The sequence below is a fragment of the Bradyrhizobium sp. sGM-13 genome, assembly GCF_018398875.1.
In the GTDB taxonomy this organism is placed as follows: domain Bacteria; phylum Pseudomonadota; class Alphaproteobacteria; order Rhizobiales; family Xanthobacteraceae; genus Bradyrhizobium.
In genome coordinates this window covers 23,017-49,927 of sequence record NZ_JAGWDK010000011.1, presented here as the reverse complement: position 1 = coordinate 49,927, position 26,911 = coordinate 23,017, and the positions used below count along the sequence as shown (strand labels likewise).

At 62.5% G+C, this 26,911-nt stretch carries 25 protein-coding genes; 10 read left to right on the top strand and 15 right to left on the bottom strand.

Annotation, left to right across the window (positions count from 1 at the left end; translation table 11 throughout):
* Nucleotides 1-129: 129 nt before the first annotated feature.
* The 5 genes from KJQ96_RS18290 to KJQ96_RS18270 all read right to left on the bottom strand — a co-directional run bounded on the left by KJQ96_RS18290 (nucleotide 130) and on the right by KJQ96_RS18270 (nucleotide 5,541).
* The gene (locus KJQ96_RS18290) at nucleotides 130-1,107 is read right to left on the bottom strand and encodes a tripartite tricarboxylate transporter substrate binding protein (RefSeq protein ID WP_213287968.1); all 978 of its coding nucleotides are present in this window, start codon (nucleotides 1,105-1,107) and stop codon (nucleotides 130-132) included.
* Nucleotides 1,108-1,328: 221 nt separating this feature from the next.
* A complete protein-coding gene (locus tag KJQ96_RS18285; RefSeq protein WP_213287967.1) occupies nucleotides 1,329-2,264 on the bottom strand; it encodes a DMT family transporter in 936 nt (311 codons plus the stop codon).
* A gap of 244 nt (nucleotides 2,265-2,508) precedes the next feature.
* Nucleotides 2,509-3,519 (bottom strand): tripartite tricarboxylate transporter substrate binding protein, encoded by a 1,011-nt coding sequence (locus tag KJQ96_RS18280; protein ID WP_213287966.1) that lies wholly within the window; start codon nucleotides 3,517-3,519, stop codon nucleotides 2,509-2,511.
* Between the two features lie 65 nt (nucleotides 3,520-3,584).
* The gene (locus tag KJQ96_RS18275) at nucleotides 3,585-4,493 is read right to left on the bottom strand and encodes a VOC family protein (protein WP_249734191.1); all 909 of its coding nucleotides are present in this window, start codon (nucleotides 4,491-4,493) and stop codon (nucleotides 3,585-3,587) included.
* 52 nt (nucleotides 4,494-4,545) lie between these two features.
* Nucleotides 4,546-5,541: a zinc-dependent alcohol dehydrogenase family protein gene (locus KJQ96_RS18270; RefSeq protein WP_213287965.1), complete on the bottom strand. Its 996-nt coding sequence runs from the start codon at nucleotides 5,539-5,541 to the stop codon at nucleotides 4,546-4,548.
* A gap of 111 nt (nucleotides 5,542-5,652) precedes the next feature.
* On the opposite strand from KJQ96_RS18270, the gene KJQ96_RS18265 reads away from it, so the two are divergent.
* From KJQ96_RS18265 to KJQ96_RS18255, 3 genes are all read left to right on the top strand, one after another.
* Nucleotides 5,653-6,354, top strand: coding sequence for a GntR family transcriptional regulator (locus KJQ96_RS18265; protein WP_213287964.1), 702 nt, complete (start codon nucleotides 5,653-5,655; stop codon nucleotides 6,352-6,354).
* A gap of 158 nt (nucleotides 6,355-6,512) precedes the next feature.
* Nucleotides 6,513-7,379, top strand: a complete 867-nt coding sequence (locus tag KJQ96_RS18260; RefSeq protein ID WP_213287963.1) for a fumarylacetoacetate hydrolase family protein — start codon at nucleotides 6,513-6,515, stop codon at nucleotides 7,377-7,379.
* Entirely contained in the window at nucleotides 7,376-7,957 is a 582-nt protein-coding gene (locus KJQ96_RS18255; protein WP_213287962.1) for an amino acid synthesis family protein, read from the top strand. Before KJQ96_RS18260 ends, KJQ96_RS18255 begins: the two co-directional genes overlap by 4 nt.
* A gap of 198 nt (nucleotides 7,958-8,155) precedes the next feature.
* Here the strand turns inward: KJQ96_RS18255 and KJQ96_RS18250 are convergent, their stop codons facing one another.
* Together KJQ96_RS18250 and KJQ96_RS18245 are read right to left on the bottom strand one after the other, a co-directional pair.
* The gene (locus KJQ96_RS18250) at nucleotides 8,156-8,383 is read right to left on the bottom strand and encodes a hypothetical protein (protein WP_213287961.1); all 228 of its coding nucleotides are present in this window, start codon (nucleotides 8,381-8,383) and stop codon (nucleotides 8,156-8,158) included.
* 304 nt (nucleotides 8,384-8,687) lie between these two features.
* The gene (locus tag KJQ96_RS18245) at nucleotides 8,688-9,752 is read right to left on the bottom strand and encodes an alpha/beta fold hydrolase (protein ID WP_213287960.1); all 1,065 of its coding nucleotides are present in this window, start codon (nucleotides 9,750-9,752) and stop codon (nucleotides 8,688-8,690) included.
* A 62-nt stretch (nucleotides 9,753-9,814) separates the two neighbouring features.
* On the opposite strand from KJQ96_RS18245, the gene KJQ96_RS18240 reads away from it, so the two are divergent.
* Together KJQ96_RS18240 and KJQ96_RS18235 are read left to right on the top strand one after the other, a co-directional pair.
* Nucleotides 9,815-10,234 (top strand): CopG family transcriptional regulator, encoded by a 420-nt coding sequence (locus KJQ96_RS18240; protein WP_028349427.1) that lies wholly within the window; start codon nucleotides 9,815-9,817, stop codon nucleotides 10,232-10,234.
* A 5-nt stretch (nucleotides 10,235-10,239) separates the two neighbouring features.
* The gene (locus KJQ96_RS18235) at nucleotides 10,240-11,442 is read left to right on the top strand and encodes a PHB depolymerase family esterase (protein ID WP_213288156.1); all 1,203 of its coding nucleotides are present in this window, start codon (nucleotides 10,240-10,242) and stop codon (nucleotides 11,440-11,442) included.
* Nucleotides 11,443-11,633: 191 nt separating this feature from the next.
* Here KJQ96_RS18235 and KJQ96_RS18230 read toward each other — a convergent pair whose 3' ends face one another.
* The 3 genes from KJQ96_RS18230 to KJQ96_RS18220 form a co-directional block, all read right to left on the bottom strand.
* On the bottom strand, nucleotides 11,634-11,822 hold the full coding sequence (locus KJQ96_RS18230; RefSeq protein WP_213287959.1) for a hypothetical protein: 189 nt from the start codon (nucleotides 11,820-11,822) through the stop codon (nucleotides 11,634-11,636).
* An 813-nt stretch (nucleotides 11,823-12,635) separates the two neighbouring features.
* Nucleotides 12,636-13,790 (bottom strand): alpha-hydroxy acid oxidase, encoded by a 1,155-nt coding sequence (locus KJQ96_RS18225; RefSeq protein ID WP_213288155.1) that lies wholly within the window; start codon nucleotides 13,788-13,790, stop codon nucleotides 12,636-12,638.
* A gap of 104 nt (nucleotides 13,791-13,894) precedes the next feature.
* Nucleotides 13,895-14,710: an MlaD family protein gene (locus KJQ96_RS18220; protein WP_213287958.1), complete on the bottom strand. Its 816-nt coding sequence runs from the start codon at nucleotides 14,708-14,710 to the stop codon at nucleotides 13,895-13,897.
* A gap of 364 nt (nucleotides 14,711-15,074) precedes the next feature.
* On the opposite strand from KJQ96_RS18220, the gene KJQ96_RS18215 reads away from it, so the two are divergent.
* Nucleotides 15,075-16,613 (top strand): L,D-transpeptidase, encoded by a 1,539-nt coding sequence (locus KJQ96_RS18215; RefSeq protein ID WP_213287957.1) that lies wholly within the window; start codon nucleotides 15,075-15,077, stop codon nucleotides 16,611-16,613.
* A gap of 80 nt (nucleotides 16,614-16,693) precedes the next feature.
* On the opposite strand, the gene KJQ96_RS18210 is transcribed toward KJQ96_RS18215, so the two are convergent.
* Nucleotides 16,694-17,623, bottom strand: a complete 930-nt coding sequence (locus KJQ96_RS18210) for a DMT family transporter (RefSeq protein ID WP_213287956.1) — start codon at nucleotides 17,621-17,623, stop codon at nucleotides 16,694-16,696.
* Between the two features lie 469 nt (nucleotides 17,624-18,092).
* Here KJQ96_RS18210 and KJQ96_RS18205 point away from each other — a divergent pair, with 469 nt between their 5' ends.
* On the top strand, nucleotides 18,093-18,257 hold the full coding sequence (locus KJQ96_RS18205; protein WP_213287955.1) for a hypothetical protein: 165 nt from the start codon (nucleotides 18,093-18,095) through the stop codon (nucleotides 18,255-18,257).
* 23 nt (nucleotides 18,258-18,280) lie between these two features.
* On the opposite strand, the gene ybaK is transcribed toward KJQ96_RS18205, so the two are convergent.
* On the bottom strand, nucleotides 18,281-18,754 hold the full coding sequence (gene ybaK, locus KJQ96_RS18200; RefSeq protein ID WP_213287954.1) for a Cys-tRNA(Pro) deacylase: 474 nt from the start codon (nucleotides 18,752-18,754) through the stop codon (nucleotides 18,281-18,283).
* Nucleotides 18,755-19,044: 290 nt separating this feature from the next.
* On the opposite strand from ybaK, the gene KJQ96_RS18195 reads away from it, so the two are divergent.
* Both KJQ96_RS18195 and KJQ96_RS18190 read left to right on the top strand, forming a co-directional pair.
* Nucleotides 19,045-20,337: an adenylosuccinate synthase gene (locus KJQ96_RS18195; RefSeq protein ID WP_028349437.1), complete on the top strand. Its 1,293-nt coding sequence runs from the start codon at nucleotides 19,045-19,047 to the stop codon at nucleotides 20,335-20,337.
* Nucleotides 20,338-20,374: 37 nt separating this feature from the next.
* Nucleotides 20,375-21,970 carry a hypothetical protein gene (locus KJQ96_RS18190; protein WP_213287953.1) on the top strand — a complete coding sequence of 532 codons (1,596 nt, stop codon included), beginning with the start codon at nucleotides 20,375-20,377 and terminating at the stop codon, nucleotides 21,968-21,970.
* 162 nt (nucleotides 21,971-22,132) lie between these two features.
* Here KJQ96_RS18190 and KJQ96_RS18185 read toward each other — a convergent pair whose 3' ends face one another.
* The gene (locus tag KJQ96_RS18185; protein ID WP_213287952.1) at nucleotides 22,133-22,402 is read right to left on the bottom strand and encodes a hypothetical protein; all 270 of its coding nucleotides are present in this window, start codon (nucleotides 22,400-22,402) and stop codon (nucleotides 22,133-22,135) included.
* A gap of 795 nt (nucleotides 22,403-23,197) precedes the next feature.
* On the opposite strand from KJQ96_RS18185, the gene KJQ96_RS18180 reads away from it, so the two are divergent.
* Nucleotides 23,198-24,319: a DUF2336 domain-containing protein gene (locus tag KJQ96_RS18180; protein ID WP_213287951.1), complete on the top strand. Its 1,122-nt coding sequence runs from the start codon at nucleotides 23,198-23,200 to the stop codon at nucleotides 24,317-24,319.
* Between the two features lie 59 nt (nucleotides 24,320-24,378).
* Here KJQ96_RS18180 and KJQ96_RS18175 read toward each other — a convergent pair whose 3' ends face one another.
* Both KJQ96_RS18175 and KJQ96_RS18170 read right to left on the bottom strand, forming a co-directional pair.
* Complete coding sequence (locus KJQ96_RS18175; RefSeq protein WP_213287950.1) at nucleotides 24,379-25,428, bottom strand: glycosyltransferase family 4 protein; 1,050 nt, start codon at nucleotides 25,426-25,428, stop codon at nucleotides 24,379-24,381.
* Nucleotides 25,429-25,460: 32 nt separating this feature from the next.
* Nucleotides 25,461-26,702 carry a glycosyltransferase gene (locus KJQ96_RS18170; RefSeq protein ID WP_213287949.1) on the bottom strand — a complete coding sequence of 414 codons (1,242 nt, stop codon included), beginning with the start codon at nucleotides 26,700-26,702 and terminating at the stop codon, nucleotides 25,461-25,463.
* Between the last annotated feature and the right edge of the window lie 209 nt (nucleotides 26,703-26,911).

Below are 26,911 nucleotides of genomic sequence, written 5' to 3'. Positions count from 1 at the left end.
TGATCCGGGGTCCATCGTGCCGCGGGTCCCGGCTCTGCGGTGCATCACCAAGAGGTGCTGCACCGCGTCCGGGACACGAGCGCTGTAGGGTGGGCCCGCTTCGCTTTGCCCACCTACCCAGCGCGGCAGCTACTGCTTCTCGATCCCCGCGGCCGTGATCAGCTTCTCCCACACCAGGAGCTGCTCCTTCACGAAGGCGTCGAACTCTTCCGGCGTTCCGGAGAATGCTTCCATGCCGCGCTCGGCGAGTTGGCTCTTGATGTCGGGCCGCTCGACCACCTTGCGGATCTCCGCGTTCAGCCTGGTCACGACATCCTTCGGCAGGTTGGCCGGACCAAAATAGCCCTGCCACGAGGTGATATCAAAACCCTTCACCGTATCGTCCATGGTCGGCAGATCGGGCAGCAGCGCCGAGCGCTTCTTGGTCGTCACCGCCAGCGCCTTCAGCGCCTTGGCGTTGACGTGCGGCAGGCCGGTCGGCACGTCGATGAACATCATGGAGACGCGGCCGGCGATCAGGTCGGTCAGCGCCGGCGGCGAGCTCTTGTAGGGAACGTGCAGGAGGTCGATGCCCGCGAGGCGGGCGAAGGTCGCGCCCGCGACGATCGCTGCCGAGCTGCCGCTGGCATAGGTGTATTTGCCCGGCTCTTTCTTGGCGAGCGCGATCAGCTCGGCCACGGAGTTGGCTGGAACCTCCGGATTGATCACCAGCATGAAGGGCAGGTCGCCGGTGCGCGCGATCGGCGTGAAATCCTTGATCGGATCGTAGGTCATGTTCTTCAAAAGATACGGATTGGCCGAATGCGACGTGTTGGTCGTCACGAACAGCGTGTAGCCGTCGGGCGCCGAGCGCGCGACATAGCTCGCCGCGATCGAGCCGTTGGCGCCTGCCTTGTTCTCGATCACCATGCCAGTGCCGAGCGCGGTGCCGAGCTCCTTCGAAATGATGCGCGTGGTGGTATCGGTGCCGCTGCCAGCCGCGAACGGCAGCACCAGCGTGATGTTGCGGTTCGGGTAGGGCGCCTGCGCGGCAGCCGTGGCGATCATCGCCAGCATCAGGGGAGCCGCTACGGCGACAGGCCGATACCGCTTCAATAGCGCGAACATATAGTTGTTTCCTCTGTTGTTGTTCTGTTGAAATGGCCGGCAAGCTAGCCTGCCGAAGGACAAAGTGGAAGCCCGGCAAGACGCCGCGCAGGCTCACGTGCCCCGGGCGCAGTGCGGCACGAAGTGACGCGCTGCTGAACCGGGGCCCACCGGTTGCTGGGTCCCGGCTCTGCGGAGCAGCGCTGAAGTCGCGCTGCGCCGCGTCTGGGATACGTAAGCTCTCATATCTTCGCCGAAGCCCGCCTTGAAGCGATCACCACGCCGGCCAGCACCAGCGCATAGCCCACGAGATGGAATAAGCGCAACTGCTCGCCGAGCAGCAGGATCGCCATCGCCGAGCCGAACACCGGCACCAGGTGAAAGAACGGCGCGGCACGATTGGGGCCGATCAGCGCCAGTCCGCGGTTGAAGAACAGGTACGCCAGCGTCGAGGGAAAGATCACGGCATAGCCCAGCGTCGCCATCGAGATCATGTCGAATTTCAGCGTCGCGCCGGTCGAGAATTCCCAGATCGAGAACGGCACCAGCATCAGCGCGCCGCAGCAGGTGGTGAACGAAATCAACGATAGCGCGTGCGTCGCCGGGCGGCGCGGGATCAGCGCCGAGTACAATCCGAACGACACGAGCGAGCTCGCAAACATCAGGTCGCCGCAGTTGAACCTGATGCCGGCGAGCGCGCCGAAATCGCCGCGCAGGATGATGGTCAGGACGCCGGCGAGCGAGATGGTGATGCCGGCAAGCTGCGCACCCGTTAGGCGGACGCCGAACAGCGCCAGCGACCACAGCGCGACAAACAACGGCCCCGCCGACTGGATCAATAGCGCGTTCAGCGCCTCGGTATATTGCAGCGCCCAGTAGGAGATCGCATTGTTGTAGGCGAAACCGACCAGCGACAGGAACAGCATCATCGGCAGATGCGCGCGCAGCACCGGCCAGTCCTGCTTCAGATGCGGCCAGGCGAACGGCAGCAGGATCAGAAAGGTGCCGATCCAGCGGACGCAGGACAGCGTCAACGGCGGTACATGCCCGGCGACATGGCGCGCCAGCACGATGTTGCCGGCCCAGAACAGCGAGGTCAGGCTCAGCAGCAGGTAAGGCTGGTTGGTCAGCCACCGGACCGGATTGAAGGCAGGTGGCACTGGTGCGGGCTTGGTCATGGTCGCGAGGCGAGTAGGGCGAAAATTCCGCCGCGCGACAAGTCCCGTGCATGCAATGCTACAATGCCTTGCGCATCAGTACTCCCGCTGTCATACCCCGCGAAAGCGGGGTATCCAGTACGCTGCGGTTTCTCGGCTCCATCTGTGATCTCTGGAATACTGGATCACCCCCCTCCGCGGGTGACGGTCTTGTCGCAGAGAACGCGGTGCCTCAGAGCTTTCCGCCAACCCCGCCGCAATCGGCTCAGATCCGCGGGATACCTGCGTCGTTGATCACCTTCGACCACTTGTCGATCTCCGACGTGATCAGCGCGCGCATTTGCTCCGGCGTGCTGCCGCGGACCTCGCCGCCGGTTGCCGTCTCCAGCGCCGTCTTCGTTGTTGGGTCGGCCAGCATCGACTGGATCTCCGTGTTCAGCCGCTTCACGATATCGGCCGGCGTGCCCTTCGGAGCTACCAGCCCGGCCCAGGTGCGAACGTCGAAGCCCGCAACACCGGCTTCCTGTACGGAAGGCACGTTTGGCAGCAGCTTGGTGCGCGCGGGCGAGGTGACGGCGAGGCCGCGAATGGCGCCGCTTTCGATCTGGCCTGCGAGTAGCACGGTTGTCCCGACGATCACGGGAACGTCTCCGGCGAGCAGGGAGGTGACGGTTAGTGAGTCACCGCGATAGGGGACGTGCACCATCTTGGTGCCGGCGGTGACGTTCAACAGCTCGCCCGCGAGATGATGCGTGCTGCCGAAACCGACCGAGCCGTAGCTCAGGGCATCGGGCTTGGCTTTCGCCATCGCAATCAGGTCCGCCAGCGTCTTCGCCTGATGGTCGGCGCGAACCGCGATCACCAGCGCGTAGTAGACCATCGTCGATAGCATATCGAAACTGTCGATCGGACTATAGGCGAGCTGCTTGTACAGCGCGCCCGAGATCGCATGCGCGCCCGTGACGAGACCGATCGTGTAGCCATCCGGCGCGGATTTGGCGACGGCGTCCGCAGCGAGATTGCCGCCGGCGCCCGGCTTGGCTTCCACCACCACCGGCTGCCCCAGCCGCTTGGAAAGCCCGTCCGAGACGATGCGCGCCATGGTGTCGGCGGCGCCGCCCGCCGCAAAGCCGTGCAGCAGCCGGATCGGCCGGTTGGGATACGTCTGCGCGGCGGCGATGGGAGGCGCCAGGCAGGTGAGGCTGAGCGCTGCGGCAACGATGCAGCAGCGCAGGGCAAGCAAACGTCCGCGCAGGACGTTCAACGATCGAGCCATTTGTGTTTCACCCCTAGGTGTTTTGTTTTTTGAACGTCAGTTCCGGCTGGTGGCGGCGTGCGCGATTACTTCACGCCGCGCATCGCCGGAGAAAATTCGCTCGCCTCCTTGGCTGGGCCGATGCCCCAGACGTCGCGCGGCAACCCGATCCAGGTCTTCGGCCGCTGCGGACGATCATGGTGCCAGGGACGCGGCTCGAAATAGCCGAGCTCTTCGTCGAGCATCAGATCCATGCTGTAATAGAGCTCGATCAAGTAACCATCGGGGTTGTAATGGTAGACGGCCACGTTGTGGCCGGGTCCATGCCGCACCGGTCCCCAGAGAATCTGAAACTTGTTGCGGCCGAGCAGGTCGCAAGCCTGATGCATGTGTGAGGCGTCGCGCAGCTCGAAGGCGAGATGATGCAGACGGCCGTCGGTGCCGCGGGCAAAATTCATCGCATGATGTTCGGGGCCGCAGCGCATGAAGACGAAGTTTTCCTCGATGCGGTCGGAGATGCGGAAGCCGAGAACGTCACCGAAGAATTTTGCGGTTCGCTCGGGATCGGGCGTATGGAGCGCGACGTGGCCAAGCTTGGCGACGGCAAGACCACGGATCGGCTCGACGGCCTTGCAGAACTCCCATCTGGAAAACATTTCGATCCGGTGTCCGTCGGGATCGTCGAAGACGAGTGCCTTCGCTATTCCCGGCGCGGTGTCGCTCCTGATCTCCGATTTGATGCCGAGGCTTGCCAGCGATTTCTGCAGATCGGCCGGATCGAGGTTGGGCGCAACTTCATAGGCGATGGAAGTCAATTGCGAGGCCGCGCCGCGTTCGAGAACCAGTGTCAGCTCCTCGGACTCGGTGCCGAGCAGGATCCGGCCGTCGCTGCGCTGGATGATGCCGAGCCCGATGATGGACTGGTAGTAGTCGAGCTGCGCCTCGATGTTCGGGCTGGTGAAAGTGACGTGTCGCAGCCGCTTGACCTTGATCATCTCGTGACCTCTTGAATTCAGGCAGAATGTCTGGGCTGTGCGGGCATCCAGCTCAATCCGGGGCCATCACGATCTTGCCGAACGCCGCACCGGAATCGAGCAGTTCATGCGCGGCGCGAACTTCAGAGAGCTTGAAGCGCTTAGAGATCGACGGGCGAATGGCGCCATCGGCGAGATAGCCGATCATCTTTCGCATGATGTCGCGCCGGCCTTCGCGGTCGTTATCGTAGACGTGAAAGGAAAAGCAGCGGATCGCCGGGCAGATGTCGAGATATTTCCGCATCTCGCCCATCAGGTTTTCCGTCGGCAGTCCGGCAAACGCGTTGTAGGAGACGATGGTGCCCCATTTATCGAGTGCGCCGAGATAGGAATAGAATTCGGGGCCGCAGACGTGATCGAAGACGAGACTGACGCCGCGTCCGCCGGTCAGCGCACGGGTGCGGGCGACCACGTCCTCATCGCGATAATAGATGATCTCGTCCGCGCCCATCTTTCGCGCGAGGGCGGCCTTCTCCGGCGTGGAGACGGTGCCGATCACCTTCATTCCGGCGAGTTTTGCGAGTTGCACCAGCGACGTCCCGACCCCGCCGGCTGCGCCGATGACGAGGGCCGAGTGGGGCGGCGTAGCGGAGCCGCAATTGTGCAGCAGTGCCCAGGCGACCTGGTAGTTCGGCAGGCACACCGCGTCCTCGAACGCCACGTTGTCCGGCAACACGTGCACCGCGTCCGCAGGCGCTGCAACATATTCGGCGTAGCAGCCGCCGCGCTGGGTAAGGTCGCGCGCGCTCAGGAGCACCCTCTGGCCGACGACAAGCCCGCTCACCTGCGCACCCACGGCTTCCAGGATTCCGGCGACATCATTGCCGGGATTGGCCGGCAGCGGCGGCATCCATTTGTAGACGCCGCTGCGGATCAGCTTGTCGGGCTGGCCGATGCCGAAGGCCTGGGCGCGGATCAGAACGTCCCGCTCGCCCAGCGCCGGCTTCGGCACCTCGACATAGTCGAGCGCCTCCGGGCCTCCAGGGCGATGCACCAGTACAGCCTTCATCGAGCGGCTCCCCAAATTTTAAGTATTTTCGAAAATATGTCTCATTACGAAAATCATTGCAACGAGATTCTTTTTGGCTAGGATCGCGGCTCCGGGGTCGCGAGCGAATCAATGACAACGACAGCCCTCAAGGCGCGCAAGGAATTCGGCAAGACGCTCGCCTCCGACATCGCACACCGGCTGCGAAACGAGATCGTCACCTGCCAGCTCAAGCCGAATGAATCGCTGAAGTTCGACGCGCTGCGCCTGTCGTTCGGCGCCAGTTTCACGACGCTGCGCGAAGCCTTGACGTTGCTGGTGTCGGAGGGGCTCGTCGTCGCAGAGGAGCAGCGTGGCTATAAGGTCGCGCCGGTGACGCTCGAGGATCTGCACGACCTGACGCATGCCCGCATCCTGATCGAGGTCGATCTGATGCGACGCTCGATCGAAAAGGGCGATGACGACTGGGAAATAAGGGTTATTTCGTCACTTCACCGGCTCGCCAGGATCGAGGAGCGGGCGCCGGAAGATTACGCAAGCAATACCGAATGGAAGGCGGCGCACCGCCAGTTCCATGAGGCGCTGGTCTCGGCATCGGGATCGCCGACGCTGCTCGCGGTGCGAAACTCGCTGTTCGATCGCGCCGAGCGCTACCGCAATCTGTCAGCCATGTTCCGGCCGCATCCGCGCGACAAGGCCGGCGAGCATCGTGCGCTGATGCAGGCCGCGATCGGCCGCAACGCCGATCAGGCGTGCGCCCTGATCGCGAGCCACATCCAGACCACGTCCAACAACGTCGCAAAATACGCTTCCGGCGTGATCAGCGCCGGCTGATCGCCTGCGGCCGGCTGGCAGCGGCCTTCCACATAAGTGCTCGATGGATGCCGCCCTAGCGACGGATTTTGGTTGCGTTCGACAAGATTTTCGAAAATAGTCCTCTCTGACGAAATTCCAGTTCATCAGCCCGTCCAACCGAGAAGGATATACGTCCCATGCGGCTGCTTTCATTTCTGAACAATGGCAGAGAGACCTGGGGAGTGATCGTCGGCGACGGCGTGGTCGACCTCGGCAGCAAGCTGCCCCACGCCACGCTGCAGGACTTCATCGCAAGCCCCGATTTCGAGAAGCGCGATCGTCTAGTAGCCGGCCACAAGCCCGACCTGAAGCTCGCCGACGTCAAATATCTTCCGGTGATCCCGCGTCCTGAAAAGATCGTCTGCGCCGTGCGCAATTATCTCGACCACCACCAGGAGGCGGCGGCCCACGGCATGAAGCGCGAGATCACGGCGTTTCCGCCGATCTTCCTGCGCGTCTGGCGTTCCCAGGTCGGGCATGACGCGCCGGTGATCCGGCCGAAAGTGTCGACGCATCTCGATTGGGAGGGCGAACTCGCCGTCATCATCGGCAAGCCCGGCCGCTACATTTCCGAGGCCGACGCCATGGGCCATATCGCCGGCTATTCGATCTATAACGACGTCAGCGTCCGCGACTACCAGATGCATGCCCAGCAGATCGCGGCCGGCAAGAATTTCGTCGGAACCGGGCCGTTCGGGCCGTGGATGGTGACGACGGACGAACTGCCCGATCCGACCAAGCTGAAGCTCGAGACCCGGATCAACGGCAAGACCGTGCAGAAGTCGGACACCTCGTTCCTGATCTTCTCGATTCCGCGGCTGATCAACTACGCCTCCGAAATCTTCGATCTGATGCCGGGCGACGTCATCGCCACCGGCACCCCCGCCGGCGTCGGATTTACGCGCAAGCCGCCGATGTTCCTGGTGCCCGGCGACGTCGTCGAGGTCGAGGTGGAGAAGATCGGCGTGCTGCGTAACCCCGTGATCGATGAGGCCGCGCAGTGACGGCGTACGACATCAGGAAGACGCAAGTCTCGATCGAAGAAGTCTGGCACGAGCGCGGGCCGCGCCGGACACGGCCGCTATTGATCGGCACCGCGCTTGCCGTGATCAACAATCCCCATGCCGGCCGCTACGAGCCTGACCTGATGCCGTTTCAGGCGGCTTTACGCGATCTCGGCCGGCAACTGGCGCGGACGTTGTGCGACCGGTTGGGCGGCAAGGACGTTATCGAAGCCTATGGCAAGGGCGCGATCGTCGGCGGCGACGGAGAACTCGAGCACGGTGCAGTCTGGCACGAAGCCGGTGGTGCCGCGATCCGCGAAGTGATCGCGCAGGCCAAGGCGGTCGTGCCCGCCGCCAAGACCGTCGGCGCGATTGGCACGCGGCTGATGGTCCCGCTCGGCCACATCGAGGCGGCTTACGTGCGCAGCCATTTCGGCACCGCCGAGATGACGATCTGGGATGCGCCGCGGCGCGACGAGATCGTGTTCGGGCTCGTCATGGCAACCGGCGGCCGCACCCACGCGCGCATCGGCGGGCTCTCGGTGGATCAGATTTCGGTGCACGACGGGCAGCGGTGAGCGCAGCGTTTTCTCGCCCAAACCGATGCCTTCAACCGACAAAACCAGACAGCCGGAATTTCCGAGATTGCCCACTGACCGGACATGTTGCGGATCTCCAAAATCGACGCGAATGACCTCGAATGGACATTCGAGTTGAATAACGTTTGAGGCTGCCCCATCCCGCCATGGGCATCGCGGGCTAGAATTGAGCGATGCCTAGTTTGCTCGCGCGGCTCTTCTACACGTCAGCACATGGACCACAGCCACGATGACTGAGAACAGCAGCAAACCTATTTCGGCGCTGTGAACCTTGTCCGGCGCGTAAGTTGAGGCGACCCAAATCAGCAATCGAACTGAAAGGGCGAACGCCACCATGCCCCAAAGCCCCACTGCATTGGGTGCGTACCAAGTAGGCTCGCCGTCGAGCCGCCACTGCATAGCCATGCGAGCGCTCCTGATGCGAGGTCCAAAATAAAGATTGCACCCGGCAAGAAAGGCGACGGCTGGCCAGAACACAAGGTCAGCAACCAACATGAGTGTACCTTCCAGTGCAAGACCGCCCCAGTTGGGGGCCTCTTATTTGCCGATTACTAGCCCAAACGGGTTAAGGGGCATCTGACCAGAATTATCAATCTTGAGCGATTAGGCGCGATTTCCGGGCTTGGCACCAAGCGGACCTGACGTTGATCCTGAGCGATGCCCGCTGTCGAAGCAAAGCGGCAATCGACAATTTGCTCTTAGGTCGGCGTCACCGTTGGCGCCCGCGCATCCAATCAATTACCTTAGGCCAGATTTTTCGATGCGCCTGCCTGCCCACAAGTGGTCCCACGTGCTGAAGCGCCACTCCGATTTCTCGCTCATACGAAAATATCGAAGGGTTCTTCAACGCTCCTAGGACCGACAAGGATGGGACCACTCGGCTTGCATGATCGACAATTGCCGCGACGGGTATTTTGGCCAGCGAGTCGGATCGGGCATCCCGCCCAAGCAAATGAAGCTCGTTGCGCGCGAATCGGTCTTCACGGTAGAGTAGCTGGATTACATCTCGGATCAGTTGGCCGCTGGGCGCGAACTCGTCCAGACTCCAACGAATGACGGCAACATGGATTGCCAGCGCTTCCGGATCCAGCAAGCTTGTGCAGCTATCGCTATAACGCCCGATAACGAATTCTTCCGGTGCCGCGATAACGCTCGCCAGACCGAGCAGACTTCCCGGAACAGCATCGAGCGGCGCTATTGGCGAAGACAGCACAATCGGCGCTAGCGCTCCGGTCTGTTCGCCGAACTTTAGGGGAGCTTCAACAAGCACGAGTTTGCTGACCAGGCGCGGCTCAATAGCCGCAGTGATCGCGGCAAGGGTCCCACCAAGAGAGTGCCCGACGAGGATGGATGGGCCGCGATGCTCGGTCGCGATTATTTCAGCTGCAAGGCTGAGCGAGCGAATGCTGGATTCAAGGTCCGACTTGCCATCCTGTTCCTCTGGCCATTCGTACAGGTAGACGGCGAATCCCGCCTGGATGAGACGCCGCACCACGCTCACATCCGGCAAAAGGTCGAATATGTAGGCCCGCTTGATCGGGGCGGGTACAATCAAGACTGACGAAGGGTTCGCCGCCGACTGTGCGTAGCGGCGTAGTCGGAAATCGGGATGCTCAACGCGGTCCCATGCCGTTTCATGCGGCCCGTAGCCCGCACTTTCCAGCATTTCACCAACTGACCTTCTAAAGGCGTCGCTAACCGACAAAATCGGAAACATCGTCTCGCGTCCGGGGGTGCACTTCAAATTCGAGAACCCACCAGCGTTCCATTCCATTGACAGGCGCCTTTAACATCCATATACCATCCAGATAGATGGTAAAAGGATGGAGCAAGGCCATGACGAGCAACGTCCGCGAACTCCGGCCAAAGCCCCCGGAAAGCGAAAAAATCACGATCAATCTCGGCTATGTCGATCTTGGTCAGGTCGACTTGATGGTTCAGGAAGGTTTCTACTCGAACCGTACCGATTTCATTCGAACGGCAATCCGCAACCAGCTGGAACGTCACGCGGACGTCGTCAAACAGTCAACGACCCGAAAAAGTTTGGATTTGGGTCTGAGGCACTTCAGCCGAGAGGATCTCGAAGCGGCGCGGCGAGCCGGGGAAATGCTGCACATCAACGTTTTGGGCCTTGCCAGTATCGCTCAAGATGTCACGCCCGAGCTTGCTCGCGCCGCAATTGCTTCGGTCTGCGTCCTGGGCGCTTTGCAGGCCAGTCCGGCGGTCAAGGCCGCTCTCGTCGATAGAACACGGTGAACGCGATGCTCAGACAGGACATAGTTGGCGAAGCCACACGCCTCACGCGCGCTGGCCGACTCGTGGAGGCCACCGCGCTCCTTCAACGCATGCTGCGCGACGAAAGCGCGCCAGACCCGGAATCCCGCATCGGTCACCCCGCGCTTATTGGACAAGAGCCGTCGATCATTGACGCGAAGGCCAATGCTATTGAGGAGAGCGATAGCCCGGACCTGGCGCGGCCTCCATCCGCTGAACCTCGCATGCTCCGCGAGTTTCTCGATCGCACAAGGCAGCGCCCTGGGTTCAACTTGCGAGCTGTGATTGAGCGCAAGCCGCTTTCCCCGTCGGATATCGTGCCTGACAGCACAAGGTTCATCGAAGGAACCTACAGCAATCCGGCGGGAAGCCGTGCCTACAAGCTTTTCATCCCCAGCCACTATCAGGACCAATCGCTTCCTTTGATCGTGATGCTACACGGCTGCACTCAATTCCCAGACGATTTCGCCGCTGGTACGAGGATGAACTTCATCGCTGAAGAAAAATCTTGCTTTGTGGTCTATCCGGCCCAGCGCAGCGAGGCAAACCAGGCGAAATGCTGGAACTGGTTTCGCCCAGCCGACCAGCAGCGGGGCAAGGGTGAACCCTCGCTTATCGCGGGCATCACTCGCCAAGTCATGCACGACTTTTCGATCGATCCAAATCGTGTCTATGTCGGTGGACTATCGGCCGGAGCTGCCGCTGCTGCGATCATGGGAAATACCTATAAGGATCTGTACGCAGCGATCGGCGTACATTCAGGCCTTGCCTGCGGGGCGGCTATTGATCTTCCATCTGCGTTGGTCGCCATGCGACAAGGTGGCGGAGCCAGTCATAGGGTTACTTTATGTGACGGGCCACCCGTCCCAACCATTGTTTTTCACGGCGATTGCGACACTACCGTGCATCCCAACAACAGCGATCAAATTCTTGCGCAGTCTGCGAAAGCGATGAACCTGCAAAAGAAGGTTGTTCGTGGCCAGGTACCTGGAGGGCATGCCTATACCCGCACGATCCTTAGCGACGCGAATGGGCGCGGAATATTGGAGCATTGGGATGTCCACGGAGCTGGTCACGCATGGTCCGGAGGCAACCCTGTCGGCTCCTACACTGATCCGAAAGGACCGGACGCAGCAAGGGAAATGCTGCGTTTTTTCCTCGAGCATTCGCTCCCACAGCAATCAGGTTAGGGTCAGCCCGCTCGCGGCACTTTCGGAAATGACGGGTCGAGCCCACATGTCAGCTCATTGATGAGGCAAAGCGGACATACTCAGAGCAGATAGTGTTACAGGACCGAGCGTTTGGTTGGATTTGTCAGCTGGACCTCGGTGGCCGAGTACTCAGGGCTGCCTCTTCCGTGTTTCATTGGAAGGAGAAGCGGCTAGATGATCTCCACGCCAGGATCGTTGCCTGGTACGACAAAATCCGGGTTTGCAGGTGACGGTGAAATACCGCGCTCAACGATGCCAGTGACTACCAGCCACTCGTTTGCATTACCGCTTGCAAAAATTACAAGCGCATCCTGGTTGGGAAGCGCCTGCAGTCGAACTATGAGCTCTTTGACGGTCATCGCGATTTCTCCTGACGACAGGTCCTTGCTAGCCAGTCGTAAGAAATCGTCGCCTCGATCTCGATCTTATCGAGAAGAGACCGTCGTCCACCAAATCAAATGTTAACGTGTAAAGCCCGCCTTGTCCGTGACGTAAGCCGGATCATCTCGTCCGTCCAAACCTGGTGCCCCGTTCCGCCTCTTGCGCAAGCTTCAGCCAATCCTCCGCAAGGCGCACCCAAGCCTCCTTATCCAGAGGGCTCATGGCCTTCTCTGCCAGCTCACGGCATTCCTCAGCTTCCTTACGGAACCTCTCCGCGTCGGTTTGGGACGAGGGTGTCATCTGCAGCCTGGCCCCCTTCACCTACATGGGTATGGAGTTGTCTGTGGGAACAGCACCGAGCTATCGCGAAACGCGTCTCGCGATTGGCCGTTCCAAAGAAGATAATCGGCAGTTATATTATTGCTGCGGACCGCTTAATGCGCTCTGCGCTAAATTCGACCGTTCCGCGCCGCGCGTGTGATCACGGAAAGCGGCATAATATTCTTCTTGCTTGGCCTCGGCTTCCGGTAGCGCTCGCGCCGCTTCGGTATCCATGGCTCTGAGCCAGAGTAGCCGGGCCGGTTTGTGCTCCGGCTCGATGTCGACTGGCCGGCATTTGCCGTAGCCTGCGCTCGACCCATAGTGAAATTGCGAGAGCGCTAGGTCTGCTTCTGGGCACTTTCCGGACCCGCGGTGATGTCTGACTTGAGTCCGGAATGCGTGCCTAAGCGGACGTCCACTGACCAGTCTGAATTTATGGGTCATTCACGCCCTTTAATCAGAATCGGGGGTTAGAATTTCCGCACCAGGTCCGGCGTGATCTCGCTGATCGAGCGGATGCCCAATAGCGCGAGGTCGCGATCGATTTCGGCCTTCAAGAGTGCGATCGCGCGCTGCACGCCGGCTTGGCCGCCGGCGATCGCGGCATAGAGGAAGGGGCGGCCGACCCAGACGAAATGCGCGCCGAGCGCGAGCGCCTTGATCACGTCGGTGCCGCGGCGGATGCCGCCATCGACCATGACCGTCATGCCCTTGGCTTCAGCCGCAATCTCCGGCAGCGTACGCAGTCCGGAGATCGTGTAATCGAGCTGGCGGCCGCCATGGTTGGAGAGTATCACGCCGTCGACGCCGCTCTCGCGCGCAACCTTCGCATCGGCCGGCGAGACCAGGCCCTTGATAACGAGCTTGCCCTTCCACTTCTTGCGGATCAATTCAACATGCTTCCAGGCGAGCTGGTCGCGGGCGCCGATGTTGCGCATCAGGTTTTTCGCCAGCACCGGCGGGCCGCGCTGCGCGTCCATGTTCTCGAAATGCGGCATGCCGTGGTTCATCACGGTGCGCGCCCAGGTGCCGAACAGCCAGTGCGGATGCGTGACCGTATCCCAGAACACGCGCGGCGTGATCGCAAGCGGCACCTGAAAACCGTTGCGGATGTTGTTCTCGCGGTTCGGCGGCACCGGCACGTCGGCGGTGACGACGAAAGTGTCGTAGCCGGCCGCCGCCACGCGATCGACCAGCGGCTCGATCCGCTCGGGCAAGCCGGCGAGATAGGCCTGATACCACGCGGCCTGATTGGCGGCGCGGACATCCTCCAGCGTAATCAGCGACGAGGCGCTTAAGATCATCGGAATGTTCTCGCACCTAGCGGCCTGCGTCAGCACGATGTCGCCGCGGTAGGCGCACAGCGCCGAGGAGCCCATCGGTGGAATGCCGAACGGCGCGGCGTAGGTCTTGCCGAATAGCGTGGTGGTCTGGTCGCGGCCGGAGACATCGTTGAGTACGCGCGGCACGAAACCGTATTCGTCGAAGGCTTTGCGGTTGTCGCGCAGCGCAGCATCGGTCTCGGCGCCACCGGAAATATAGCCGTAGAGAAATTTTGGAATCCGCCGCCGCGCCACGGGCTCGAAATCGTCCAGCGAAAGATATTTTTGCAAAGCCCGCGGCACCGCGCTCCCGGTGCGGGTCACGGTCGGAGGCGGCGCAGCCAAGCCTGTGGATTTGTCGAGCACGTCGGGCGTTCCATTTTTTTGGTTGTTATGCGAACGGCAGGTTAGCGGCGGGGAGGCGGTCCGCCAAATTTCTGGCCGGCCTTGTTGACGGATTCGCTGACGTCGCCGAGCATTTTTCGCGTCTCGGCGATCACCCGCCCGGACTTCTTGTCGAAACTTTCGATCAGCTCGCGCAGCGAAATCACGGTCGGCAGCAGTTCGCCGCCATATTTGTCGCTGGCGAGGCTGCCGAGGAAATCCTTGGTCTTGTCCATCGCGCCGTCGACCGCGCCGATGCCGGATTCGGCGGTTGCGATGATGGATGTGATTTTCGTGCCACTGTTTGAGAGCGAGGCGGTGAATGTCTCGAAATTCCGCAAAGTACCCTTGATCGCCACCTCGTTGTCGGCAATCACGCGGTCGACGTTGCGCAGCGCCACGCGGATTTTTTCCTGGGTATTGAGCATTCCTTCCGGATCGGCGGTGAGCTCTGGAATGCCGTCCGCGCCCTTTGGCGGCGGCGGCGCCTCGTCGGTGCCGCCCGTAAACGAGATCGCCGCTATCCCCGTCAGCCCCTGAAATTCGAGGCCGACCTGGGTGTCGCTTTTCACCGGCGTGTTGCCGTCGATCATGGCGAGCGCGACCACGCGGCGTGGATGGTCAAGCTTCAGCGACACCACTTCGCCGACCCGGATGCCGGCAAAATTGACGCTGCCGCCGTTGCGCAGGCCCGAAGCCGAGCCCTCGAAAATCACGCGAAACGGCACCTTCTGCTTGATCCCGGCGAGCCTCTGATAGCCGAGCCACGCACCAAGCGACCCGGCGATCAGGGCCAGGGTCAGGGTGCCGGTCATCAGATTGCTGGCGCGAACTTTCATCGAAGATGCCTTAGCGAAGCAGGCCTAAGAGATAACGGCTTTATGACGGCAAGTCACCGCCGCGAACCACCCGGAACTGCGACGTGCACTCAAAACTCGGCTGTACTGATGCACCTCTCGTCCGTTCTTGCTCTGAAGGCGGACATTCGCCGACAGGACAGCGAAATCCGTTTGGGGCCAATTTCAGCCGCAAACCATCCTTCCTCCTGCGCTGGCTGTCGTATATGAGAGAATTGCCACCGGGAACGTGCCAGTAGTCCTTTAGGAGCGAATTGGCGGCGTGGATGGCGGCGGCGGCTAGTTAACCCAAAATCCGACACTTCATCGATGTAAGCGCAGACAGGCATTTCAACCGGGGCATCGGATGGTAACTCGATTTACGACGGCGCAATCCGGAGTGGCGATGCGGCGCTGGGGGCCTCCCGCCAATGCGGCGCTCGTGGCGATGACGCTACTTACGGCGTTGACCGCCGACGCCGCGGCCAGACAAGCGCGCCCCGCGGCACCCACCGAGGCGACAGCGCCGCGCGATGCAGGCGAGCCGATCATGGCGATCGTGTCGATCAAGTCCCAGCAGGTCACTCTCTACGACGCCGACGGCTGGATCCTGCGCGCGCCGGTGTCGACCGGCACCACGGGACGCGAGACGCCGGCCGGCGTCTTCACCGTCGTCGAGAAGAATAAGGAGCACCGCTCGAACATGTATGACGATGCCGAGATGCCCAACATGCAGCGCATCACCTGGAACGGCATCGCACTGCATGGCGGGCCGCTGCCCGGGTATGCGTCTTCGCATGGCTGCGTGCGGATGCCCTACGGCTTTGCAGAAAAGCTGTTCGACAAGACGCGGATCGGAATGCGGGTGATCATCTCGCCAAACGACGCGGCTCCGGTCGAGTTTTCTCACCCCGCGCTGTTCGTGCCAAACGCGCAGGCCGTCGCAGCCGCGCCAGTGCGTGCCGAGACGTTCGCGCGCGAGGCCGCGGAGGCCGCCAGGACAGCCGACGAGGCGAAGAAAGCCGCCGTAACAGCGGCACGTGAGGCAGCATCGCTCACGGTGTCGCTGCGCAAGCTGGAAGGGCTCAAGAAGCGCGCCGACGCCGAGCTCGCGTTAGCCGACAAGGCGCTCGGCGCCGCAAAGACGGACGAGGCCAGGGCGCGAGCCGAGGACCTCAAGCAAAGGGCCGCCGCCAAGGCCGCGGAGCTGGGGACGCAGCTCGATACCGTCCAGGCCGATGCGAAGTCGAAGCCCACCGCCGCCGCGGCTAAGGACGCAGCCAAGGCGGCCGCGACCAGGAAGGCCGACGCCGCCAAGGCGGCGAGCGAGGCGAAGCTCGCGCTCGTGCCGGTCTCGGTCTACATCAGCCGCGCGACACAGAAGCTTTACGTGCGGCGCAACACGCATAAGCCGGCGCCGGACGGCGGCGGCGAGGTGTTCGATGCGTCCATCGAAGTTCCGGTCACGATCCGCAATCCCGAGAAGCGGGTCGGCACGCATGTTTTCACGGCGGTGGCGCATAGCGACAAGGGCCTGCGCTGGACCGCGGTCACGATCGACGACGCCGAGGACGCCAAAGGCGCGCTCGACCGCATCACCATCCCGCAGGATGTGCTCGATCGCATCGCGCCGACCGCATTGCCGCGATCCTCGATCATCGTCTCGGACGAGCCGCTGAGCCGCGAGACCAACTATCGCACCGAGTTCGTCGCGGTGCTGAGCAACCAGCCGCAGGGCGGCTTCATTACGCGCCAGCCTACGCCCGATGTCATTGCAAGCGGCCACGACTGGGGTGGCGAAAGCTTCTTCCCCTTTTTCTCGCCCAATTCGAGCCCCCAACCTGGCACCACGCGCCGGCGCGGCGGGCAGTACTATCAACAGGTGCAACCGGGCTGGACGTGGTGAGACGCGGCACGCAGCGCAGGCTGTATGCTCGCTCAGGGGCAACCTGTGCCCAAAGGTATGTCCGCTTGAGCTCACAGGTCCTAGGCAGTTCGAGGCTTTCGTGACGCCACAAACACTCCCGTCAGCACCAGCGCAAAGCTGATGAAGTGGAACGCCTGCGGGTGCTCACCGAGGAAGATGATCGACATGACGGTGCCGAACACCGGTACCACGTGAAAGAAGGGTGCTGCGCGGTTGGCGCCGATCATCTGCACGCCGCGATTGAAGCAGAGATAGGCGATCGTCGATGGGAACAGCGCGACGTAAGCGAGCGTCAGCAGGTTCGCCGCGTCGATCTGCATCAGCGGCCGCGCGAACAATTCCCAGATGAACAGCGGAATCAGGCAGGCCGCGCCGGCGCCGAAGGTGAAGGCGACGAACGACAGACCGTGGATATCCGGACGCTTCAACGACAGCACCGAATAGATCCCGAAGATCGCGAGCGCGACCAGGAAAATCAGATCGCCGATATTGAAGTCGATCTTCGACAGCGTGGTGAGATCGCCGTGCAGGATGATCACCAGCACGCCGGCCATCGAGAGCAGAACGCCGGCCGCCTGCGCCAGCGTCAGCCGCACGCCGAGCAGCACGAGCGACCACACCGCGACCACCAGCGGTCCCGCCGACTGCAACAACAGCGTGTTCAGCGCCTGGGTGTGCTCGAGCGCCCAATATTGCAGCGTGTTGAAGGCCCCGATGCCGGTGATCGAGAGCACGACCATGATGCCGAGCCGGCCGCGGATCGCAGCCCAGTCCTTGACGAGATGCTTCCAGGCAAACGGCAGGATGATTAGGAACGCGAACCACCAGCGCAGGAACGATAGCGTCACCGGCGGAATGTGGCCGGCGGCCAGCCGCCCGACGATGGCATTGCCGGCCCAGCACAGCGCGGTGATGCTGAGCAGCAGATAAGGCTGATTGGCGAGCCAGTTCCCCGATCGTGCGGGTGAAGTCTGTTCGGTAGCCGACATTCGCGATCCATAGCGTTTTCGAGCGAAGCATGCCCTCGGACTTGATCCGGGGGTGGACACCGGTTCGCGTAAAGAAAACGCGTCAAACCAAGATTGGGCCCGGTCATGGCGCCGCGGCCCGCCCGGCGATCGACGCCGGGCCGGAATGTGGCCCGGCCCTGGTCACAGACACCGATTTGCGCCGCTCATCAATGGTGCAGGATGCATCGCGACCATGCAGCCCGCCTTGCTGGCTGTTCGGGGTTGCCAGCGGGTAGGCAGGTGTGCAATCAAAGGACGATTGATTCATGTGACCCAACCTTCGTTTGTTTTTCGGCGGCACATGCAGTGAGTTATTCCGAGCTGCTTTCAGTATTGGGCGTTCGTTCGATCCTTGGGACCACGGTTTGCGCGACTCCGCTTTGAAGCGTTTCGCCTGTCCGTGACACTGAATTTCTTGCAGATGATGGGTCATTCCTTGAGCAAGCCGATGTCGGCCGAAGAAGCCGAAGCCGAAACACGTCACCAGTTTGCCGTTCGCGCCAATTCCATTCTGGCGTTCATCGAATGCGATGAAGAGCAGCGCCCGAAACTGCGCCAGGCCATCATCGAGGCGATGCTATGGGCGCAGACGCAGCCCAAACTCACCAAATAGGGCTGCGCCGCGGCGAACGCAGCTCACGCCACGAGCGCGCACGCGATCGCGCCCGCAGCCTTCATGGCGTCGTTGGGATCGAGTTCGATCTGCAGGCCGCGCTGGCCGCCATTGAGGAACACGCTGGTATGGCCGAGCGCGGCTTCTTCGATCGCGACCGGGACGCGCTTCTTCTGTCCGAACGGCGAGATGCCGCCGACGTGATAGCCGGTCAGCCGTTCGGCATCGGCCGGCCGCATCATCTTCGCCGACTTGGCGCCGAACGCGGTCGCGAGCTTTTTCATGCTGACCTCGCAGTCCGACGGCACCACGGCGCAGACCGGCTTGCCATCGGCCTCGGCCATCAGCGTCTTCAACACGCGCGCGGGCAGCACGCCGAGCGCTTCCGCCGCCTGCAGCCCGATGCTCGCTGCATCCGGGTCGTAGTCATAAGCGTGCAGGGCGAATTTCACGCCGAGCTTTTCCAGCGCTAGCGTCGCACGGGTGGTTTTGGACATGGCCTTTCCATCATTGCCGAACATTAATGCGTTTCTTCCCCGTGCAAGGCCGGGATGGCCAGGATTTTACGGGGATATCAATGGGTTGGAGCCCTTCTAAGGCCCCCTTAAAGCCGCCTTCTTGCTTGCCTAGATCGGCCGCTTCCTTTATCCGGTGGGGCGCCCTGCACGCGAGCGGCCCCGGCCGTGATTTTGGCTGGGTGAGCTTAGAGCATGGTCCGGAAACACAGGTATCGGTTCGCCGGTGAAATCATGCTGGAACCAAGAGATTTGCAGGGAACACCTTAAAAATGGCCAATGTTGTCGTCGTCGGCGCCCAGTGGGGTGACGAGGGGAAGGGCAAGATCGTCGACTGGTTGTCGGAGCAGGCCGATATCGTCGTGCGCTTCCAGGGCGGCCATAATGCCGGCCATACGCTCGTCATCAACGGCGAGACCTACAAGCTCGCGCTGCTGCCGTCCGGCGTGCTGCGGCCGTCGAAGCTTGCCGTGATCGGCAATGGCGTGGTGTTCGATCCGCAAGCCTTCCTCGACGAGGTGGTGCGGCTGAAGGGGCAGGGCGTTGCCGTCGGTCCGGAAAACCTGCGCATTGCCGAAAACGTCACGCTGATTCTGCCCTTGCATCGCGACCTCGATGCGCTGCGCGAATCCAGTAACGCCGTCACCGCGATCGGCACCACGCGCCGCGGCATCGGCCCGGCCTATGAGGACAAGGTCGGCCGCCGCGCGATTCGCCTGATGGACCTGGCCGACCTCGACACGTTGCCGCACAAGATCGATCGGCTGCTGGCGCACCACAATGCGCTGCGCCGTGGGCTCAATCTCGAGGAGATCGACGGCAACGGCATTCTGAAAGAGCTTACCGCGCTGGCGCCAAAGCTGTTGCCCTATGCGGAGACGGTGTGGCGGCTGCTGGATCTCAAGCGCCGCGAGGGCAAGCGCATCCTGTTCGAAGGCGCGCAGGGTGCGCTGCTCGATGTCGACCACGGCACCTATCCCTACGTCACCTCATCCAACACGGTCGCCGCACAGGCAGCGACCGGCACCGGCATGGGCGCGAGCGCGGTCGGCTACGTGCTCGGCATCTGCAAGGCCTATACGACCCGCGTCGGCCAGGGCCCGTTCCCAACCGAGCAGGACAACGAGATCGGCCGCAAGATCGGCGAGCGGGGCCGCGAGTTCGGCACCAACACCGGCCGCCCGCGCCGCTGCGGCTGGTTCGACGCCGCCCTGGTGCGGCAAACGGTCCGCACTTGCGGCATCACGGGTCTGGCGCTTACAAAGCTCGATATTCTCGACGGCTTCGACACCATCGAGGTCTGCACCGGCTATATGCTGGACGGCAAGGAAATCGACCATCTGCCGGCGGGCGAGGGCGCCCAGGCCCGGGTGGTGCCGGTCTACGAGACCATCGAGGGCTGGAAAGAGCCGACCGCCAATGCCCGCTCCTGGGCGGATCTGCCGGCCCAGGCCATTAAATATGTCCGCCGGGTCGAGGAACTCGTGGGTTGTCCGATCGCATTGCTTTCCACCAGCCCCGAACGCGAGGATACTATCTTGGTGCAGAACCCGTTTGAGGCTTAACGGGATGTTACCGCCGGGGCTGCAGTATTGAAGAGAAATGGCTGATTATTACCCGCTGATTGCACGCGCTATCGCCGGCCTGGACCCCAATGCTCCAGGCGAGAGCCGCCGTGCGCTCTATGAGCGGGCGCGTACCGCGCTGATCGCGCAGTTGCGCAGCGTGCAGCCGCCGCTTTCCGAATCCGAAATCACCCGCGAGCGGCTGTCGCTCGAAGAGGCCGTGCGCAAGGTCGAATCGGAAGCCGCCCAGCGCGCCCGCGAGGCTTCGCGGCCCGGCGGCGGTGGCGGGGCTGCGCGCGGCGGCGATGCCTTCCGCCGCGCCAATGCCCGCCCGCCGGAAGCCGCTGCCACGCCGCCGGGTACGCCGCGCCCGCGTCCGCCTTCTCAAGGCCCCTCGCGCGATGGCCGTCCGCCGCTTGGCGAGGAGCCACGTCCGCCGCGCAATCTGCGCGCCGATGCGCCACCGCCCGGCGCGCCGCGCCCGCAGCCGCCGCAGATTCCGACGCAGGATGCTGGCCTGCCGCCATCGCCGCCTCGCGAGCGCGGCCCACGTCGCGGCCCGGATAATGGTGGTCCGCCGACGCCGCCACAGCCGCCCGGCATGCGCGGCTTCCGCGACATCGCAGCCGATGCCGACGATCTTGGCCGCGCCGCGGCGCAAGCCAACCGCAACGCGCGGAAGACCTATGCCAACGTGCCGTCGCCCTCGCCGGAATTCGACCGGCTCGAGCCGAACATGGAGGACCGCGGCGCCGATCCCGAGGTGCCGTATTCGTATGACGAATCGCAGGCGGAAGCCGACCGTTACGCGCCGCCGCCGTTGCGCGACCGTCCGCGGCTGTCGCAGGACCGCGACCGCGAGCCGCCAAAGAAGCGCGCGGCATTTCCGTTCAAGAGCGCGATTGCGGTCGGCATCGTGCTCATTCTGGTCGGCGCCGGCATCCTCTGGGGCAAGTCGGTCGTGACAGCCGTGAGCGGCCTGTTCAAATCCTCGTCTGTGGTGGAAGCGCCAAAGGATCCGGCCGCGCCGCAGTCGCGCCCGAAGATTCCCGACCGCGTCGGCCAGCCGTCGTCGAGCGAGAACGTGGCACCCGTGGCGCAGCGCGTCGTGCTGTACGACGAGGATCCGTCCGATCCCAAGGGCAAGCAGTATGTCGGCTCGGTGATCTGGCGCACCGAACCGATCAAGGCGAGCGGCAATCAGAAGCCGGACGTTGCCGTGCGCGCCGATATCGAGATTCCCGACCGCAAGTTCAAGATGACGATGTCGTTCCGCCGCAACACCGATACCTCGCTGCCGGCGAGCCACACCGCGGAATTGACCTTCATCCTGCCGCAGGATTTTTCCGGCGGCGGCGTGGGCAACGTGCCGGGCATTTTGATGAAGTCCAACGAGCAGGCGCGCGGCACGCCGCTGGCGGGGCTCGCCGTGAAAGTGACCGACGGCTTCTTCCTGGTCGGCCTTTCCAACGTCGATTCCGACCGCGCCCGCAATTTGCAGCTCCTGAAGGAGCGCTCCTGGTTCGACGTGCCGCTGGTCTACGTCAACCAGCGCCGCGCTATCATCGCGATCGAAAAGGGCTCTCCGGGCGAACGCGCGTTCAATGACGCGTTCGCACTGTGGGGAGAGTAGGGGCGGAGAGCGCCCCCGATGCGCGCTCAAGCGTGAGCCGATATCCATCGCGGTAAGCCATCGATTGCCGCGAGCGTCGCAAAACAGTCCAACACAAAAACGGCCTCAGCATTGCTCGCAGCTCTGCCGAGGCCGTCTGCGTTCGTCTTCGAGCGAAGCAGCCTACCGCTCTGCGGAGGCGGCTCGTCGCCGTGCGGCGCCTTCGCGCTCCATCACGGCGCGGCAGCCCGGGCTGACATGCGCGCGGTTCCTGACCATGCAGGCGGTGATTCGCTGGACGTTAGGGACTTCATGGCCGCATAGCCGCATGGCGTCGCCGGTGCACATCTGCTGCGCCTCCGAGAAGGCGAGGCTTGGGCGTGCGGAAAGTGCGGTCACCGCAAAGGCGAGGGCGAAGAGAAGTGCGATCTTGATTGTGCGATGGATAGTCATTGAGCCGTTCCCCAAGGGTTGCGTGCAGGGTTGCGTGCGGTGCTGGCCGCTCTTCATTGGGGGCGCTGCACGCGGTTTGCGCTGCCGCACACGTCGTCCGTCACCGGGAACTCACCCGGTGTGGTTGCTCGATTTCTGCCGATGTCCGAATCGAAAAGTGCTGCGCGGCCCCACGCGAATTATGCGCCAATGCTGCGAAGCTGCAATGGCTCGCTGCGAAGCTGCAATGGCTCACGCCAACACTTCTCAAGACTGTTGCGTGCGCGCCACGTCGAGCGAAGCGGAAAGTGAAAACGACTCACGTTTTGCGCTGCGCTTCTGTGTGTCAGCCTGACGGTTCCGGAGAAGGAACAGATGCGAGTCTTCCGGACGCCGTCTCAGCCGTGATCGAACAGGCCGGCGAACGGCGGGCGAAACATCATTCGCCGTCGTCCCGTTCATGACGCAACCATGACTTCGGTTATCCGGTGGTCCGCCGAAGCCGATGCTGCTTGGCCCTAACCCCGGCAGATGGCCGGCCTGCCTTCACCTGCCCAAAACTCCGTAAAAATGCGCAAAATCAGCGTTCCGGAACAACCACCCGTTAGGGAAGGCTGAGTACGATCAGCGGCTATTGCTCGCACCCGCCTCATTGCTGTCGTGAAGTGAAAAGGCTGCCGGGACCAGCCTGTCGAATGGCACTCAAATGCGTGTTCATGCCGCTGCCGATGGATTCACGAAGATGCCGGCCATCCGCGCGGTGGGCCGTAAGGTGACGCGGCGAGCCGGCACGACCGGTGCGGAGGCGGCATAGCCATGCCTGCTGCATCGCCGAATTTGCGCGCGGAATTGAATGGCGCCGAAAAGGAGGGACCCGAGCACGACGCCCGGATTTTCGGGGAAGTGACGGACCTGTTCCTGTCCAGTGTCGATCGTCTTGGTGAATCGCAGATCGCAGCCGTCGATGGCGTTCTCGCCCACCTGATCGAGCGGGTGGACGCGAGAACCGTGGTCCAGCTCAGCGAAGCCCTTTCCACCATCGACCGCGCCCCACGCCAGACCATCCGCAAGCTTGCATTTCACGAAAACCACTTGCTGGCGGCACCGGTTCTCAGATGCTCCAACTGCCTGTCCGAAGCCGACCTCCTTGAAATCGTCAAAAGCCGCAGCCAGCAGCATTTGTTGGCAATATCGGACAGAAGGATCCTCAATGAAGCGCTCACAGACGCGCTGATGCGATTTGGCGACGTCCACGTCTCCAGCGCGCTCGCGCGCAACGCCGGCGCGCGCTTCTCCGAATGCGGCTACGCGACGCTGGTGGGGCGGGCCGAGCGTGACGAAGTCCTCGCGGAAAAGCTCGGGCTTCGATTGGACATTCCCGGCAACCTGCTTCGGGAGCTTCTGGGCAGAGTTGCCGACGTGGTCCGCGCGCGTTTCTTGACAGCGTCGCGACCTGTTGCGCGGAAGAAAACCCAAGGTTCTGCCGGGGCTGCCGGACAGGGTGACGCGGCCCGGAAGGCGATTGATTATACCCAGGCGCAAAGCGAAGTCGTCGCGCTCAATCGCACGGGCAAGCTCAACGATTCGATCGTGAACCGGTTTGCGGTGCGGGGCGAATACACCCATGTCGTCGCAGCGCTCGCCCTGAAGGCCGACGTCAAGATCGAGGCCATCGAACCCTTGCTCGAGCCCGACCGGGTATACGGCCTGATCGTCGCGTGCAAGGCGGCGCTGCTGAGCTGGTCGACAACGACGATGATCGTCCGCAACCGTCCGAACTGTCCGCCATCCACCGAGCGGGAACTCGAGCAGTGCGTGGCGATCTATGAATCGCTACTGCTGTCGGTGGCGCAGTGGACCATTCGTTTCGGCTCCGACCGGATCCTTGGGAAGAAGGGCGAGCCCGTGGCGGCTGTAGCGGCGGCCGGCCGAAGGTAGCTACAGACGACGAGCACGTCAGATTCGCATGTAGCTCGTCCATATCCACCGGCACCGCCTCATGCCGGAATGGCTTCATTGGCGCGGTCGCGAGCCAGTGCTGTGTAATGGCGAAGATATTCTTCCGCCATGCGCCTGGCGGTAAACCTCTTCTCGAACTGCCCGCGCACCTGGCTTCGATCGAGTTCGGAGAGCCTTCCGATCGCTTCGACCGCTTCTGCTTCGTCCGCTACGACAAAGCCGGTAATGCCGTTGTCGATGACTTCGGGCACCGAGCCTGAGTTGAACGCGATGACGGGCGTGCCGCACGCCATGGCCTCGATCATGACGAGCCCGAACGGCTCCGGCCAATCGATCGGAAACAACAGCGCCGCAGCGCCTGCCAGAAATTGCCGCTTCGCGTCATCATTGACCTCACCGGTGAGCTGCACCTGCTCGCCATCGATCTGCGGCTCGAGCTGTTCCTTGAAGTAGCTCCTATCGCCGCGCGGCACCTTTGCGGCGATACGAAGCGGCATCTTGGCTGCGCGCGCGATCCGGATGGCGGCTTCCGGTCCTTTCTCCGCCGTCAGCCGGCCCAGGAAGGCAAGGTAGGACCCGGCCTCGAACGAAGGCCGAAACAGGTCGGCCGGCAAGCCATGGTAAATGGTGCCGATCCAGTTGGCCTCGCTTAGGGGAACGCGCTGATTGTCCGATATCGAAACGAACGGCGCGTCGGGAAAGCTGCGGACCACGTCCGGAAAGCCAGGCAAGTCCATGCGCCCGTGGCAGGTGGTTAGAAACGGAACGCCGAGCCGGCTCAGGAGTGGCAGGTGCAGCCAATCGGTATGCGCGTGAATGATATCGAATTCGGCCGCATTGCGGGCTACCGCTTCCAATAACGCTGTCTGGGCAATCATCGGGTCGGTCCGCGGGCGGCCAAGGCGAAGCGCCCGAGGCCAAACCGCATGAAGCCGGGCTGACGTTGCCGAGTCGCCGCTGGCAAACAATGTCACGTCATGTCCCAGGCTCACCAGCTCATCGATCAGCCACGCCACCACGCGCTCGGTGCCGCCGTAAAGCTTGGGAGGCACGCTTTCGGCCAGAGGCGCTATCTGGGCAATCCGCATCGGCTTTCTACCATCGAGATCGAACCAAACCGTCAAACCACCGGTCGTTCGTATTTGGACAGCAGGTCGAACCAATCCTCCAATAATCGGCTCATCAAAAAGTTCTGACGCACGCTTTCTTTCGCGCGCGCACCGAGCTCCTCTCGCAGCCTCGGATGCTTCAGGAGCTGCACCATTCTTTCGGCCGCCTGATCGGGCGTGTTCACCAGAAATCCGTTCCATCCGTCCTTGATCTGGTGCCGGATGCCTCCGACGTCGCCGCCGATGACGGCGGCGCCCTTCCACATTGCCTCGGCGACCGTAAGACCAAAGCCTTCGCGGATCGACTTCTGCAGGACCACGGCGGCAGAGCGCTGCAGCGCGTTGACCAGGGTTGGATCGTCGACGCTGAGAACAATGATGCCTTCATCGACGACGCTCTCGATGTTTTCGAGAATCTTCTCGCCCTCGGGATCGTCGGAGGCATTGTTGCCGACGAGCACGAGCGTGCAATCGACCTGCTCTCTCGCCTTGCGGAAGGCCTCAATCACGCCCATCGGGTCCTTCCATCGGTCGAACCTGGAAATCTGCGTCACCAAGGGGCGATCTGTCGGAATCTTGTAGTTGCCGAGGAATTCTCGTCTCTCGCGGTCGGACATCTCCCGGTTTTTCGCCGAGAACGGATCAATCGCCGGGGTGACGAAATGCTGGCCGACCTGAAGATTTTGGCCGTATTCCGGTAGCGAAAAGATAGCTGCGTTATACTGCTCGATGAATTGGCGCAGATAGGCCCAAACCGAGGCGTGCGGCGACGACAGATCGACGTGACATTGCCAGAGCCACGGCATTTCCCGATCGGAAAAATGCGTGATGAGCGGCAGAGGCTGAGGATCATGCACGATGACTGCGTCGCAGTCGTCAAGATGAAGCCGCGTGGCATTTTCGAACACGACCTCTTCGTAGATCGTCTTTTCGGCTTCGGAAAATTCCAGGCTGGTGCCCTGCAGCGTATTGTGAAGTTTCTTCGTGCAGCCAAAGAAGCCCGGCGTTCCCTGAATAAGATGCCAGTCGGTTTCGATGCCGGTCGCGTTCATCATGAGGGTGAGCGGCGTGAGCAGTTCGGTGACGCCTCCGCCGTAGAATGTCGAACTGATATGGGCGACGCGCATCGTGCGCACCCGATCCGCCTTCGCCGCGATGCGCTCGACCGTCGCAGCGCCGATGAGCGGCTCGTACTGTTCGAGCGTATGAAGCCCGAGAGTGGACCGTTGCACGGCGGAAGTGAGCGTGGACATCGAAGTCGCCTCTGTGGTTCTGTGGTTCTTCCAAAGTTCTTGCATTGCGGCAATGCCGCTTCGCCCGCTCCAAATCTCGGCGAGTTCGCAATCGCCATCGCAGGCCTCAGCGCCATCTGCGAGCGGGAACCGACTGGCCTAACAACTTTCCAACCGACCGGCCGTTACAGGCGAAGGCTCCCGTCCACGTCTGCCATTTTTTCCCATCA